The 13,629-nt window shown below is 54.6% G+C and carries 15 protein-coding genes, 1 tRNA gene and 1 pseudogene; 7 read left to right on the forward strand and 10 right to left on the reverse strand.

What is annotated here, in order from left to right:
- From KHU33_RS23465 to KHU33_RS23475, 3 genes are all read left to right on the forward strand, one after another.
- A partial coding sequence (locus KHU33_RS23465; RefSeq protein ID WP_211462952.1) for an integrase core domain-containing protein occupies positions 1-97 on the forward strand: 97 nt, incomplete at its 5' end.
- 72 nt (positions 98-169) lie between these two features.
- A complete protein-coding gene (locus KHU33_RS23470) occupies positions 170-1,462 on the forward strand; it encodes an MFS transporter (protein WP_211467478.1) in 1,293 nt (430 codons plus the stop codon).
- A 174-nt stretch (positions 1,463-1,636) separates the two neighbouring features.
- Positions 1,637-2,686, forward strand: coding sequence for an NADP(H)-dependent aldo-keto reductase (locus KHU33_RS23475; protein WP_211467481.1), 1,050 nt, complete (start codon positions 1,637-1,639; stop codon positions 2,684-2,686).
- A 16-nt stretch (positions 2,687-2,702) separates the two neighbouring features.
- On the opposite strand, the gene KHU33_RS23480 is transcribed toward KHU33_RS23475, so the two are convergent.
- The 5 genes from KHU33_RS23480 to KHU33_RS23500 all read right to left on the reverse strand — a co-directional run bounded on the left by KHU33_RS23480 (position 2,703) and on the right by KHU33_RS23500 (position 7,174).
- Entirely contained in the window at positions 2,703-3,722 is a 1,020-nt protein-coding gene (locus KHU33_RS23480; protein ID WP_211467483.1) for a bile acid:sodium symporter family protein, read from the reverse strand.
- A 169-nt stretch (positions 3,723-3,891) separates the two neighbouring features.
- Positions 3,892-5,244: a 4Fe-4S binding protein gene (locus tag KHU33_RS23485; protein WP_211467485.1), complete on the reverse strand. Its 1,353-nt coding sequence runs from the start codon at positions 5,242-5,244 to the stop codon at positions 3,892-3,894.
- 55 nt (positions 5,245-5,299) lie between these two features.
- A complete protein-coding gene (locus tag KHU33_RS23490) occupies positions 5,300-6,136 on the reverse strand; it encodes an FTR1 family iron permease (RefSeq protein WP_211467499.1) in 837 nt (278 codons plus the stop codon).
- A 113-nt stretch (positions 6,137-6,249) separates the two neighbouring features.
- Entirely contained in the window at positions 6,250-6,585 is a 336-nt protein-coding gene (locus tag KHU33_RS23495) for a cupredoxin domain-containing protein (RefSeq protein WP_211467501.1), read from the reverse strand.
- A gap of 46 nt (positions 6,586-6,631) precedes the next feature.
- Positions 6,632-7,174 (reverse strand): iron transporter, encoded by a 543-nt coding sequence (locus KHU33_RS23500; protein WP_211467487.1) that lies wholly within the window; start codon positions 7,172-7,174, stop codon positions 6,632-6,634.
- A 282-nt stretch (positions 7,175-7,456) separates the two neighbouring features.
- On the opposite strand from KHU33_RS23500, the gene KHU33_RS23505 reads away from it, so the two are divergent.
- A tRNA-Arg gene (locus KHU33_RS23505) sits at positions 7,457-7,533 on the forward strand.
- Positions 7,534-7,583: 50 nt separating this feature from the next.
- Here KHU33_RS23505 and KHU33_RS23510 read toward each other — a convergent pair.
- A complete protein-coding gene (locus tag KHU33_RS23510) occupies positions 7,584-8,660 on the reverse strand; it encodes a tyrosine-type recombinase/integrase (protein WP_211467489.1) in 1,077 nt (358 codons plus the stop codon).
- A 65-nt stretch (positions 8,661-8,725) separates the two neighbouring features.
- Positions 8,726-8,872, reverse strand: a pseudogene (locus tag KHU33_RS26710) (helix-turn-helix domain-containing protein); the annotation flags it as partial.
- Positions 8,873-9,401: 529 nt separating this feature from the next.
- Here KHU33_RS26710 and KHU33_RS23515 point away from each other — a divergent pair.
- Entirely contained in the window at positions 9,402-9,692 is a 291-nt protein-coding gene (locus tag KHU33_RS23515) for a type II toxin-antitoxin system RelE/ParE family toxin (protein ID WP_211467491.1), read from the forward strand.
- A 9-nt stretch (positions 9,693-9,701) separates the two neighbouring features.
- Positions 9,702-9,995 (forward strand): addiction module antidote protein, encoded by a 294-nt coding sequence (locus KHU33_RS23520; protein WP_211467493.1) that lies wholly within the window; start codon positions 9,702-9,704, stop codon positions 9,993-9,995.
- A 10-nt stretch (positions 9,996-10,005) separates the two neighbouring features.
- On the opposite strand, the gene KHU33_RS23525 is transcribed toward KHU33_RS23520, so the two are convergent.
- Positions 10,006-10,203 (reverse strand): phage virion morphogenesis protein, encoded by a 198-nt coding sequence (locus tag KHU33_RS23525; RefSeq protein WP_329956115.1) that lies wholly within the window; start codon positions 10,201-10,203, stop codon positions 10,006-10,008.
- On the opposite strand from KHU33_RS23525, the gene KHU33_RS23530 reads away from it, so the two are divergent.
- On the forward strand, positions 10,138-10,464 hold the full coding sequence (locus KHU33_RS23530; RefSeq protein ID WP_230414516.1) for an adenine modification methytransferase: 327 nt from the start codon (positions 10,138-10,140) through the stop codon (positions 10,462-10,464). The two genes, KHU33_RS23525 and KHU33_RS23530, sit on opposite strands and share 66 nt — an antisense overlap.
- A 311-nt stretch (positions 10,465-10,775) precedes the next feature.
- Here the strand turns inward: KHU33_RS23530 and KHU33_RS23535 are convergent, their stop codons facing one another.
- Both KHU33_RS23535 and KHU33_RS23540 read right to left on the reverse strand, forming a co-directional pair.
- Positions 10,776-12,479 (reverse strand): tetratricopeptide repeat protein, encoded by a 1,704-nt coding sequence (locus KHU33_RS23535; RefSeq protein ID WP_230414517.1) that lies wholly within the window; start codon positions 12,477-12,479, stop codon positions 10,776-10,778.
- Between the two features lie 708 nt (positions 12,480-13,187).
- On the reverse strand, positions 13,188-13,448 hold the full coding sequence (locus KHU33_RS23540) for a hypothetical protein (RefSeq protein ID WP_211467497.1): 261 nt from the start codon (positions 13,446-13,448) through the stop codon (positions 13,188-13,190).
- Positions 13,449-13,629 lie beyond the last annotated feature (181 nt).

Consider the following 13,629-nt stretch of genomic DNA (forward strand, 5'->3'; position numbering starts at 1 on the left):
GGCGCAATCCGTTCGGATCTACAACCGGGAACGGCCGCATACGGCCCTGAAATACAAAACGCCCGATGCGGTGCATCGAGCGTTTGTGTTGCAATAAAACCTGTCAACCTATTTTAGGACTGGACAGAAAAGCATATTCTATGGCCTTGCCCCGATCTCGCCACCCCACATGACCGTCCCCGCCTCTGCCAGCCCCGAACCCGAATCTGTTCTGCGCCATCGCCCATTCACCTTGTTCTGGGGCGCACGCGTTGCGTCCACCATCGCCAATCAAATGCAGATCGTCGCCGTCGGCTGGCAAGTTTATCAACTCACGCATAGCGCTTTCGACCTCGGCATGGTCGGCTTGGTGCAATTTCTGCCGGCCTTGTTCCTGGCCTTGCTGGTGGGCCATGTCGCCGATCGTCACGACCGCCGTAAGATTGCCCGCATCTGCCTGTTCATCAAGGGACTGGCGGCAGCGACTCTGGCGATTGGCAGCATCTACGGCTGGCTCGACAAGCAAGCCATCTTTGCCATCGTTTTTGTGATCGGCGCCACGCATGCGTTTGAATCGCCCACCTTACAGGCGCTTGTGCCGGGGCTGGTGCCGCCGCGATTGCTGCCGCGCGCCGTGGCCTGGTCGGCATCGGCCTCGCAAACGGCGGTGATCATCGGCCCGGCATTAGGCGGTTTCATTTATGTGCTGGGTCCAAGCACTGTGTACGCCAGCAGCAGCGTCCTGTTCATTGCCTCCAGCCTGCTGGTGTCGCTGATCCGGATTGAGAGCGCCTTGCCGCGACGCGAACCGGCCACCCTCAACTCCTTGCTGGCGGGGATCGCCTTCATCAAGAGCCGGCCCGCCATTCTCGGCGCCATTTCGCTCGATTTGTTTGCCGTCCTGCTGGGCGGCGCCACCGCGCTGCTGCCGATCTACGCCCATGACATTCTGGCCACCGGCCCGCTCGGCCTGGGTCTGTTGCGCTCGGCGCCTGCGGTGGGCGCCTTGTCGACCGCGATTTTCCTGGCGCGGCGCCCGCTCAGCCGGCGGGTCGGCCGCAGCATGTTTATTGCGGTCGCGGTTTTCGGTGTGGCGACCATCGTCTTCGCCCTGTCCCGTTCATTTGCCTTGTCGCTGGCGACGCTGGTTGTACTTGGCGCCTCTGACATGATCAGCGTGGTAGTGCGTTCGTCCTTCGTACAACTGGAAACGCCGGACCATATGCGTGGCCGCGTCAGCGCTGTCAATTCGGTATTCATAGGAACCTCCAACCAGCTGGGCGAATTCGAGTCCGGCGTCACTGCCGCCTGGCTGGGGCCGGTGCCAGCGGTGCTCCTGGGCGGTGTCGGGACGGTAGCCGTGGTGCTGCTGTGGGTACGCTTGTTCCCTGCACTGTTAGGTCTGGATCGCTTGGCTCATCCGGCTGCGGCGCCAAATCCGCCGGCCCATTCGTCTTCGCCGGCAACTCCCACTGCCACTTAGAAGCGGCCGGCCTCAGCCTGCAGCAAAATGGGGTTCCAGCTATACTGTTAGCCCTCGGCAGTTGGCGGCAAACACCTGATACTCAGGTGCCGATTACCGGCTGCCACACATCGGCGGTCAAGGTCGTCAAGTCATTATTTGTATTTTTTAGAGCCCGCCGCAAAGGAAGCAACAATGCAATATCGTGAACTCGGACACAGCAATCTCAAAGTCAGCTTGATTACGCTCGGCACCATGACCTGGGGCGAACAAAATACTGAAGCAGAAGCGCATGCGCAAATCGACCTGGCGCTGGCGCATGGCGTCAATCTGATCGACACCGCAGAAATGTATCCGGTGCCGCCGCGCGCCGAGACCCAGGGTTCAACCGAGCGTTATGTCGGCAGCTGGCTGAAGAAATCCGGCAAGCGCGGCGAGGTAATGATTGCCACCAAGGCTACCGGACCGGCGCGCAAGCCGCACAACCCGCGCCATGTACGCGGCGGCATCAATAATTTCGATCGCAAGGGATTGACTGAAGCTTTGCATGGCAGCCTGGAACGCCTGCAGACGGATTACGTCGATCTCTATCAATTGCATTGGCCGGACCGTAGCGTCAACTGCTTTGGGGTCCAGAACTACAGTCATATTGCCGATGAAGATACGGTGCCGATTGAAGAGACCCTGACTATCCTGGCGGATTTCATCAAGGCCGGCAAGGTACGCCATATCGGGATTTCGAACGAAACGCCGTGGGGTATCGCGCAGTTTTTACGGGCCTCGGAAAAATTCGATTTGCCGCGTGTGGTCAGCATCCAGAATCCCTATAGCCTGCTCAACCGTACTTTTGAAATCGGCCATTCGGAGTTTGCTTTCCGTGAACAGGTCGGGCTGCTGGCGTATTCGCCGCTGGCCTTCGGCGTACTTTCAGGAAAATATCTGAATGGGGCGCGGCCCGCTGACGGCCGCCTGACCTTGTTTGAGCGCTTCAGCCGCTACACCAATCCGCAAGTCGACCGGGTCATCGGCGACTATGTGGCCCTGGCGCAAAAACATGGCCTGGATCCGGCGCAAATGGCGCTGGCCTTCGTCAATAGCCGAGGCTTCTTGACCAGCAATATCATCGGCGCCACCACGCTAAAACAACTGCAAAGCAATCTCGACAGTATCGACATCACGCTCGATGAAGAGATCTTGCGCGAGATCGACGCTATTCATTTGCGTCAACCCAACCCCGCGCCATAAAGCGCACCCGGAGGGTTTAATCTTCCGGACTGACGTCAGACCAGACCGGCGGTGCGGCGCCGGTTACTATTTCGACCGGACGATCGGCATAGCGTTTTGCCAGTACGGCGCAGACCATCAATTGAATTTGATGGAACAGCATCAAGGGCAATACGATCATGCCGACGGTATGCCCGGCAAACAAGACTTTCGCCATCGGCACGCCGCTCGCCAAGCTTTTCTTCGATCCGCAAAACACAATCGTGATTTCATCTTCCTTGTTGAAACCCAGGCGACGGCTGGCGAAAGTAGCGACGGTCAGCATCACGAACAACAATAGCGCCACCACCACCATCAAGCCGAGCAAGGAAAGCGGCGGCAACTGCTGCCACAAGCCCTGCACTACAGCCTCGCTGAAGGCCGTGTAGACCACCAGCAGGATCGAGCCCTGATCCACCATCTTCAAGATTATCTTATGCTTGTCCAGCCAGGTGCTGATCCAGCGGCGGGCAATCTGGCCGGCGACAAAAGGCAGCAGCAACTGCATCACAATATTCATGATGGAATCGAAAGAACCCTTGTTCTGGCCGTGCGCCACCACGATCAAGCCCACCAGCACCGGCGTCAGGAAGATACCAAGCAGATTGGAAGCGGACGCGCTGCACACTGCGGCAGGCACGTTGCCGCGGGCGACCGAGGTAAAGGCAATCGACGATTGCACGGTGGATGGCAAGGTGCATAGGAACAAGATGCCGAGATACAGATCGGGCGTCACCAGCGGCAGCAGCAACGGCTTGAACACCAGCCCGAGCAGTGGAAACAAGGCGAAAGTGGCGAGCAGCACCGTCAAATGCAAGCGCCAGTGCAGCGCCCCTTGCACCACCGCCTCGCGCGACAGCTTGGCGCCATGCAGGAAAAACAGCAAGCCGATAGCCAGCGTGGTAATCAGGTTGAAAGAAACCGCAACCTGGCCTTTGGCCGGCAACAGACTGGCGACAAGAACCGTAGTAACCAATAACAACGTGAAGTTGTCAGGTAAAAAGCGTGGGCGAACCATGATAGAGGGAACGTGAGCTAAAGTTGAAGAAGGTTTCCCGGCCGCCGCCTAGCAATCAGGGGGAACAACAAGACAGACTGAATCTGGACGGGAAAGCAATCTTCATTTTACGCACTAACGATGCAGGCCCTGAAGAAATGTTGCGTTAAATCCTGGAAACGATGGGATTTCACCACAACCAGAACATCAACAGCCAGGCAAAATTGACCAGGGCCAGGCCGGCAACAACCGGCGTCATGCTCAATAAACGGCGTACCGACGATGTCGTATAGCGGCCGGTGACGCGCCAGGCCAGCCAGACGCTCCATAAACTTGTCGCGATCAGGAGAATGGCGCGCAAGTCGTTGGCCCAGAATACCGGCAAATGTTCACCGCGCAGCAAACTGACGGTGGTGGCCGATAAGCCGACGAATACGCCGCAGCCGGCCAGCGGGATCGTGGCTTGCACCAGATGATTGAAACGCTTGCGATCCCAGTCGCCGAGCAGACGGCTGCCGATCCCGAACAGCAAGCTCAGCGCAGTGCCCAGCACCAGGCCGGTGGTGAGGATATAGGCGATTACCAGGCTGCCGTCGAGCCAGCTGAATACATCATTCTGTGCTGGATAATTGGTAAACACCCACCACGGCGCATGGGTATCGAACGGCCACATGATGTCGCGCTCGATCAGCCAGGTCGCGATGGCCTGCTTGATCTGCACAAACCAGGGACTGGCCGACCAGTGGAAAGCGCCAATCGCAATCCCCATCAGACCGTACAAGGCCAAGGCGCTTTCCCACAAGCTGTTGTGCTGCTCGCCGTGCTTGACGATTTCCTCGGTCGGCGTACGCCAGGTCAGCTCAATCGCGTCACGATGACCGCTGCAGCGCCCGCACATATGGCAATCGGCAGCCCCCTTCATGGCGCGCAGCGGCACCAGCGGCGCGCAATTGACAGGAATTGTCGTACGGCCTTGCGTGTGGCTTTTTGTGCCGTATGAAGCGCGCCAGGCGGTTTCATTGACTTTGTAGTGGAACGGCGCCAGCTTCGCCAGCAAACCAAACACGCCGTTCACCGGGCACAGGTATTTGCACCAGACGCGCTTGTCGCGCCCATACAGGTAACCGACGATGATGGCGCCGACGGTAGAGCCGCCCAGCACCAGCAGCACGGCTTTGGGATATTGATAAACGCTCACCATCTGGCCGTAAATAGTGGTCAGCGCAAACGCCACAAACGGCCAGCCGCCCCAGCGCATCCAGTGCGGGATGGCCTTGCCGCGGCCATGGCGGCTGGCGAATTCAGTCAATGCGCCTTCCGGACACAGCACCCCGCACCAGACGCGGCCCATCAACACCATACTGATCAGCACAAACGGCCACCAGATGCCCCAGAATGCGAATTGGGCGATCAGCGTCAGATTCGACCAGATGTGCGCAGTCTCGTCCGGCAGCGGCAAGAAAATCGGCAGCAGGATCAGGAAGCCGTACACCAGCACAATCCCCCATTGCACCCAGCGAATCAGTTTCGCATGGTCACGCATCCAGTCAGCAGTACGTGAAAGTCGCGTTTGAGGAATTGCACAAGTAGTCATGGGATTATTTCGCTGGGGTTGCCTGCGGCACTGCACGAGCTCGTTTCAGGAATAACAAAACGCCCACCCAATATGCCACATACACCAGCAAGCTCATCAGCGCGGGGTGCGCACGATAGCCGGTCAATGTGGAAACCAGATTGCCAAATGAAGTCGAATCGTCGAGCAGGCGTGAACTATCCCATATCGGATCGACCAGTGTCGGAATGATATCCAGCGACATCAGCCGTTCGATACCGGTCAGCAGCAAACCTGCAGCCAGGAACAACAAAATGATTTCAGTAACTTGGAAGAAGCGGCGCCAAGAGAAAATTCTACCACCGAGCTGCAATAGATAGAAGGTCAGGAACGCCAGCGCAAAACCCAGCAGCGCCGCCAACACCATGGCTCCGGCAGTTTCACCGTGCTGCGCCAGGCCCAGCCCGTAAAGAAAGATCACGGTTTCGCTGCCTTCGCGCGCAATCGCCAATGCCGCCAGCGCAAACACGCCCCACCAGTTCGCGCTTTGCAGATTTGCGCTGAGCGAGGTTTCCATTTCGCGCTTGAGCGTGCGGCCATGCTTGCGCATCCAGAACACCATCTGCACGATCAATATGGCCGCCAATATCACCATGACGATCTGAAAGTAATCCTGAGCATCGCCAGAAAGCAGCTCGCTGAAACCCAGCAACGCCGCGCCCAGGCCAATCGCTCCCAGGATGCCGACGCCGACGCCGCTCCACAGGTAAGGCAGACCGCGGCGCGCAGCCACGTCGCCATTTTTTAACCACGCATGCAAAATACCAACCACCAGCAAGGCCTCGACGCTCTCGCGCCAGACGATGAACAATACCTGACCCATCATTTATCTCCAGTCAGTTGCGGGCAGAGTCATGCGCCGCACCATGCGGCTCTTCAACTCTGCTCAGCAACAAAAAGACTATCTCTAAAATTACTGCACGGTTATAGAGACTTTTACTTGGCAACAATCACACCCTGCGCCTGTGTATGAAAATCATCGAAAAACTTGTATTCACCCGGCTGCAGCGGTGCAATCACGACGAAAGACTGCGCACCCGGCGCCAACACCTTCTCCTTACGTAACTGGACGCTTTCAAATTCAACCGCCGACTGCCCGATGTTGTGGATCTCGATTTTTATTTTCTGGCCGGCAGGGACCGCTATCCGCGCCGGATTCAAAACACCGTCCTTCATTTCCAGCTTGAAGGTCGGCAAATCAGCGGCCATCGAAACAACTGCCGCCAGCAACAGGCTGATACCAAACACGCCACGCACCCTGCCTGACACCATAGCCATACTCTCCGATATGAATTTCATGGAACGCATTTCTGCCGAATTAATATCCGCCCTTTTTGCCGACGCCGGCGAAGGTGAATTCGTTGATCACCGTGAACGGCTTGAACCAGGCGCCGACACCGGTTTCCTTATCCACATGGCGGCCAAAATGCGCACCGGCATTGGCCGACGGCGGAGAAATAGTCATCTTCAATGTATATTTCCCTGGCCCTGCCAGTTTGACGTTGTCGCCATAGTGCGGACCGTCGCTGGCCACCATCGGCATCATGTCGCCTTTGATTACCTGATTCGAGCCGGCTTTGGTGAATTCGTAAGAGATGACCAGATTCGGCATCCAATCGCCTTCAGCAAAACCATTTGGATTGTTTTTCACAGCACGGATGTCGGCCTCGACATGGATGTCCGACAGCTCCGCCTTACGCATCATGCCTTCCGGCTCCATTTTGATCGGCTGCAAGTAAACCGCAGCGATCTCCAAACCGTTCATGATTTGCTGCTTGCCGATCGGGTATTCGGCAGCCGCAACGGCGCCGGCAAAACCAAACGAAACAAGCGTAGCCGCCGTAAGCAATTTCACATTCATGTCATCAGCCTTTCTTAATCTATAAATGATAATGATTATTGTTTAATTATATCACCCGATGAATTGCACCGCGACCCGGGTTCGCCGAGTAAAAAAGATCAAAACAACTAAAGTTAAAATGCAAATAAAGCTTCCCAAGACACAATGTCTATGGCATAGTAGCGGACTTGGTTGAGAGCAAGCAGAAAAAGAAATTTAGCTCTGTAAGCGATAAGAAATATTAAGTTTTTAAATATTTCTCTCTTCCAAAAATAACAAAGCTAATATATAATTTTGTTTTTCGCGGCTGTAGCTCAGCTGGATAGAGTACTTGGCTACGAACCAAGGGGTCGTGGGTTCGATTCCTGCCAGCCGCACCAGTAATTCAAGGGGTTGCAAGAGAAATCTTGCAACCCCTTTCTGGTTTACGTCACGCTACTACAGCTAAATTACAGCCGTCATTGCTGACTGACTGCACCCATTGAGCCAGATGATCGGCTGAAAAGTGCGCGTAGCGCTCACCATTTCCATCGTCTCTCATCCCCCCTAATTCTTTTAGTACATGCAGCGGCGTCCCCCGCTGAACGTGCCAACTTGCCCAGGTATGTCGCAGGTAGTGCCATCGAAAGTCGCTGATGCCAACTTTTTTCAACACATTTTTCCAAGCTAACGTGCCAGTTTGATGTACTGGCCTGCCACGATATACAAAAACGGAATCGATGAATTCCTTTTTGCGCTTTACGGATTTTTGTCGCTGCCACACATCAATGGCCACATCAGGCAGCGGAACTGGTATTGCCTTTCGCGCCTTGGCTTCGTCAGGATGAATCCACGCCATTTTCCGAGCCAAATCAATCTGAGACCATTGCAAACCTGTCACATTTGAACGACACAGTCCAGTTTCAAGACTGAAGAGCGCCATTTCTGCCAAGTGCTTTGGCAAGGCCGCTACAAGCAGCTTGGCTTGCGCCTGCGTGGGCCAACGAATCCTTTTTGTTGGCTCAGACAGCATTGCAACTTTTGGCATCCGATCTATCCATTCCCAGTCAACCGCTGCATTGAGAACTGACGCAAGCACCTCAAGCACGCGATTAACCGTTGATGGCTTCACCTTACGACTGATCGCCTTCAGTCCACTCTTGGTCTTGACCATGACATACTCAGCACGCATGATTGACGCGAGTTTATCTACCAACCCGCGATCAATAGCAGCCAATTCCATCCCCTCCAAATGCTGTCCAAGCCAACGCAAATGAACTTTGATTGTTTCCACGCTTGCCGCCGCCTCCCGATCAGTAACGAATCGCACTACAGCTTCATTCCAGGTAAAGCGCGGCTTATGGCCAAGCTTTACCTGATCCCACAAATCTGCTTTCAGCCGGTCGTGGAATTCTTGCGCTTTGGCTTTATCTGTGGTGCCAGTGCTGCCTTGTACTGGCTTTCCGCCACCCGGCGGATGGAGTTTGCAATACCAGTTCGGGCTGTTGCTGCGCTTAAAGAGTGACATATTTTTTTATCCTTTACGTCGCCCTGCACAACTCGCGGGATGCATTCTCCCATAAGAAATTCCTGCAGAGCGATTGATGAAAATACCCAGCGTTTTCCAACTTTTCGAGCCGGTATTCCACCTGCCTTAGCTTTGAGACGTACCGTCTCCGGGTGTACCTTTAGAAGCCGTGCTGCCGCTTCCAGATCAAGGGTTATAAAATCAAGCGGCATACTCACGAGCGCCTAATCACGGGACACTCCGCAATAAATACCGATGATTAGAACCAATACGGCAAGAGCGCCGACAATCCAACTATCTAACGTGCTAAAGCGAATTGAATATTTCATGCACAGAGATTTTGCGCATATAGATATGCCATAGACTGAAAAAATCATCAGCGCGTATAGGCAGGTTAAAAACAGGATCTTCATATCAAATATTTTCCTTTGGTTAGTTAGTCGGTTTGTCGTTTTGAAACACCCAGCACTTCATAGCGGTGCTGCCCAGGGCGTTATCCCTGGCGCGGATCTGGCTGTTGGCGGTCATGCATTGCATGTTGCCGTGTTGCCGCCGCAAGTGCATCTAGCAAAGGGTTGATAAGCTGGTTATCAACTCTGTCGATAATTCGCACTACGCGTGCGCGTGAGAAAGTGCAGACTTAGACGCGGCAACGCAGCCGGTGCGCCAAGCCAACAGCCTAATGCCAGATTCGCTAGGAGTTTGATTTGACAAACTGTAATTCATGGAATACAGTTACTTATGAAAATTATTCAGACAACCCCAACATTTGATAACTGGTTTTCTGCGTTGCGTGACCGTAGCGTTAAAGTGCGCGTCCAAATGCGCATTGATCGTGCCGAACTGGGTAATTTTGGTGATTGCGAACCCGTTGGCGAGGGTGTTTCCGAAATGCGGATTCACTTTGGCGCTGACTACCGCGCATATTTTGTACAACGGGGCTATGAGATAGTGATTTTGCTTGCCGGTGGCGACAAGTCAACGCAGAGCAAAGACATTAAAACCGCAGTGGAACTGGCGCGGAAACTTTAGGAGAAATATATGGAATCGATCAAACTGCGCAAGTGGGATTCTGCCGAGCATCTGCAAACGGAAGAGGATATTGTTGCCTACTTCGATGCATGCCTTGAGGAAGCTGGTGACGACCCTGCCTTCATCGCTCACGCCCTGGGCACCATTGCCCGGGCGCGCGGCATGAGCCAAGTAGCGCGCGATACCGGATTGGCGCGCGAAAGCCTGTACAAAGCCCTATCCGGCGAAGGCAATCCCGAATTTGGGACTATTCTGAAAGTCGTTAAGGCATTGGGATTGAAACTGCACGCAACCGCAGCATAAGTTCGCACTTCTACAACTTCAGATGGCGTAATAGCGAATCCCGAATCAATGCCTGGTCGGTGGCGCTAAAACCCAGCAAAGGACGGGCCGGATATTGATATTCCGGCCCTTTTTTTGACACGCGATCTTTCAACCCTTCCTGATGTACTCGCGCAATACGCGCGACCCGCCCAAAGAATCCGATCAATGTTCTTTTATCTTGACCCACCTTATTGGCAAACCGGGGGGTTACGGCGTGGATTTTGGATTCGAACAATACGAGCTAATGGCCGATTTCATGCGGAGCTGCAAAGGCAAAGTGATGATATCGATCAACGATCACTCAGACATCCGCAGGGCGTTCGACGGCTTTACGATGATGGGGTTAGATATCAAATACAGCATCGGCAGCACCCATGGAAAACCAGGTGTTAGCAAAGAACTGGTGATTACCAACTGGGATTCGGCTGTGATGACGCAGCTGCTCTAAACGCAGTATGTCAAGCACTAGCGATAACAATATAATGTTTGCCACATTGAAATATGTTACTTTTAAGAAATATTTCTATAGTGGTTTTTACTGAGCCATTTTCAGTATTAATTTAACAACAAACCTCCTAGGGTTGACGAAACGCACGGGCTCCCGATGATGCGACGTCGCATAGATATACAAATGCTTGCTCACGATTTATGTCCGTTCTGCCGTATGCGTAGCTAGTCAGGGGGAGACGCTGATTCAGCGACTGCAGCCGGAGTAATGCGCAACCACTTGCCCTGGCGCCCATCACAGAGCGTCGTCCTTCAGATCTGGTTGAGCCCGACGCGGGATAGCAGTTCAGAGAATCTGGGATCGAAGCGAGCGCTGTCGAAGCTAGGTTCTGTCCTGAGCTCAATGAAGTCAGGACTGTGCTCATCGTAGGCTTTTTCCAGCCAGCCGAAGGTCTGCTCTTTGTCCCCGAGCGAACCAAACACTTTCGCCATGTTGTAGGGGTGGACGTAGTGCTTTTCGGATTCCGTCTCCAGCACATCCACGATCTGCTGCATGGCCGCTCTCATGTTGGCGGCAGCGTAGGTCTGGGCCAGCCCCGTCAGCGCCTCTGTGCTCCTCCCGGAAAGCGTTACAGCCTTCTGCATCTCCTCGATTGCGTCATGGAACAACTTCTGTTGCTGGTAAACCAATCCCAGCCTGAAGTGAAGCAGAAAGTGGTTTGGATCGATTTCCAGGGCTTTACAGAGTTCTTCCCGTGCCTGGTCGTATCGCCGAGCAAGGTACAAGATGATGGCAACAGATGAATTCAGCACTGAATTCAACGGATCCATCTGTTGGGACTGCCTGACCCTGGCAATGGCTTCTTCGGCTCTGCCTGCCATCATGAGATATTCCGCGTACCAATAATAGGCGATCGGGTGTCCTGAATTCAGTTCAATGGCGCGCAGGAAATCCTGTTCCAGATCGACCCAATCCCAATCGTGCAAACGCACATGGGCCAGTGACGCATAAGCCTCACCCAAATCAGGTTCAATCTGCAGCGCTTTCCTGGCTGCCATTTTTGCTTTATGAAACGTTTCGCGCGCAGGGCTCACGCCGCGACACGCAAGCATCGTGTAAGCATCGGCCACTCCATCATAGGCGGCCGCAAAGTTCGGCTGGTGTCCAATAGCAAGCTGAAAATACTCAATGCTCTTTCGCATTCCTTCTTCGGTGCGCTTGGACCAGAAGTGACGCCCCTTGAGATACGCTTCGTGCGCCTGCGCATCAATGGCAGGAGTACGGTCTAAACGCCCTTGCTCGTGCGGCGTGAGCTTGATCTCAATTTCGCTGGCAATTGCCCTGGCCACCTCGATCTGGAGTGCCAGGATGTCATGTCGGTTCCCCTCGTAGGTCTCGGCCCAAAGGTGCGTTTCGTCGCTTACCCGGATGAGCTGCGCCGCAACCCGTACCCGATCTCCGGCACGCCGGACGCTTCCCTCAAGCACGTGGGAAACCCCGAGGTCTTGGCCGATCTGATGAATGGTCTTGGTCGTGGATTTGTAGCGCATCGCCGAAGTCCGGGCGATTACACCCAGGCGCTCCGGGCTGAGCCGGGCAAGTTGGGTGATCATATCCTCAGTTAAGCCCTCACTGAAGTAATCATATTTGTCGCCGCCACCGAGACTTTCGAACGGTAGCACGACCAGTATCACTCGCCCCTCCGATAGCCATGGATTATTTGGGAGCGGCAATGCTTCCGGTTCACTCGGTTCGCTTTCCACCAGCGCCCCGCCGTTAGTTTGCAAACGCCCCGCTCCACCCTCAGTGAGCGGCGGCCTTCCTGGGACAGCAGTGACCGGTCGGTGCCGGTTCCGATACAGCGCATCAGCCACAATGATTGCGATTCCAACAAAGACAATCACCGGCCGGGCATTGAGCGCCAAGCGCGACAAATGCTCCACCCTCTCTGGCGCCGCAATATAGCGGATTAGTTGAGCGATGAATTCCTGCGGCGCGAAGCCGGTGATTGCCAAGAGGACGCCCCCAATGAACCATTCGCTAACCCGCGCTCGCAACATCGCCCACAGGTGCCTCGGTATTCGCTGTGGGGTTCGTCCGTCTTTTTCATCTTCCATGGCGTCCCCGCATAGAGTCGTGTCGACCAGGCGTTACGGTCCCTGACGCGGCACAGGAAGTTGGGAGGTGCGCTAAGGCGTACACGCCGTCGCAATCTTCCCGTGGCATTCTCTAGCCTACACAAACAGCGCTCATTGTTTCTGTGGCGAGAGGTAACGCAGCGCTGCGGTCCGTTAATAGCCTCAAGTGACTAGAACGATTCGTGCGCGCGGGAGGATCAAGAAGATTGCAATTCGTACCACGCCAACATAGCTACGTTAATAACTATACATTAGTAACTATACATTAATAACTATCTGCTTTTCTCAGACGAAAATCTACGCACCACCGCGCAGACCACCCAGCCCCTCCAGTGGATTCGCCCCCTCGGAGGGGGCGTCGCGGAGAAAGGAATTTCTTTCGAATGTAAGAATCGGGGCTACCTGAACAAAGGCGCAGTAATTCAAGGGGTTGCAAGAGAAATCTTGCAGCCCCTTTCTGGTTTACATCTCGCATTTTTATTCGCTGGTCAAAGCCCGATGAATACCTCGGCGACTGCACTGAAAACCGCAGCCCCGATCCGCCTTCTCTAAAAGTAGCGCACAATAAAAAACCGGCGATCTTCATCACCGGTTCGTTGCGCCACGCAGGCTGGCATTTACTGATATTTCCTGATCTTCAATCTCAACGGCGCCGCGGATAAATATCGCGGCCGGCCCTATCGATTTCCTGGCGCAATGCGCGTCGCTCATCCGGCGACATCCGGCCCCGTCCTGCATCGCCGGGCTCAGCACCTCGCCCGCGATTTTGCCATTGCTCATCCGGTGCCTGGTCGCGTCGCGGCTCATACTGCGATGGCGGCGGCGCGCGACGCTCGCCACGCTCATCCTGCATCCGATCGGAACGTGCAGAGGCGCTCATCATTGCGGATAGCAACAACAAACAAACACTGATTTTCCGAAACATCATCATCATATCGACTTCTTCTGTGAACTCTGGATAACGATTAGGATTTAATCGTCACGAATTAAGTGTAAGCTTCCCTATAAACGGGCATAAGACGTTTTT

Source organism: Collimonas silvisoli, assembly GCF_018305005.1.
Classification (GTDB): Bacteria; Pseudomonadota; Gammaproteobacteria; order Burkholderiales; family Burkholderiaceae_D; genus Collimonas; species Collimonas silvisoli.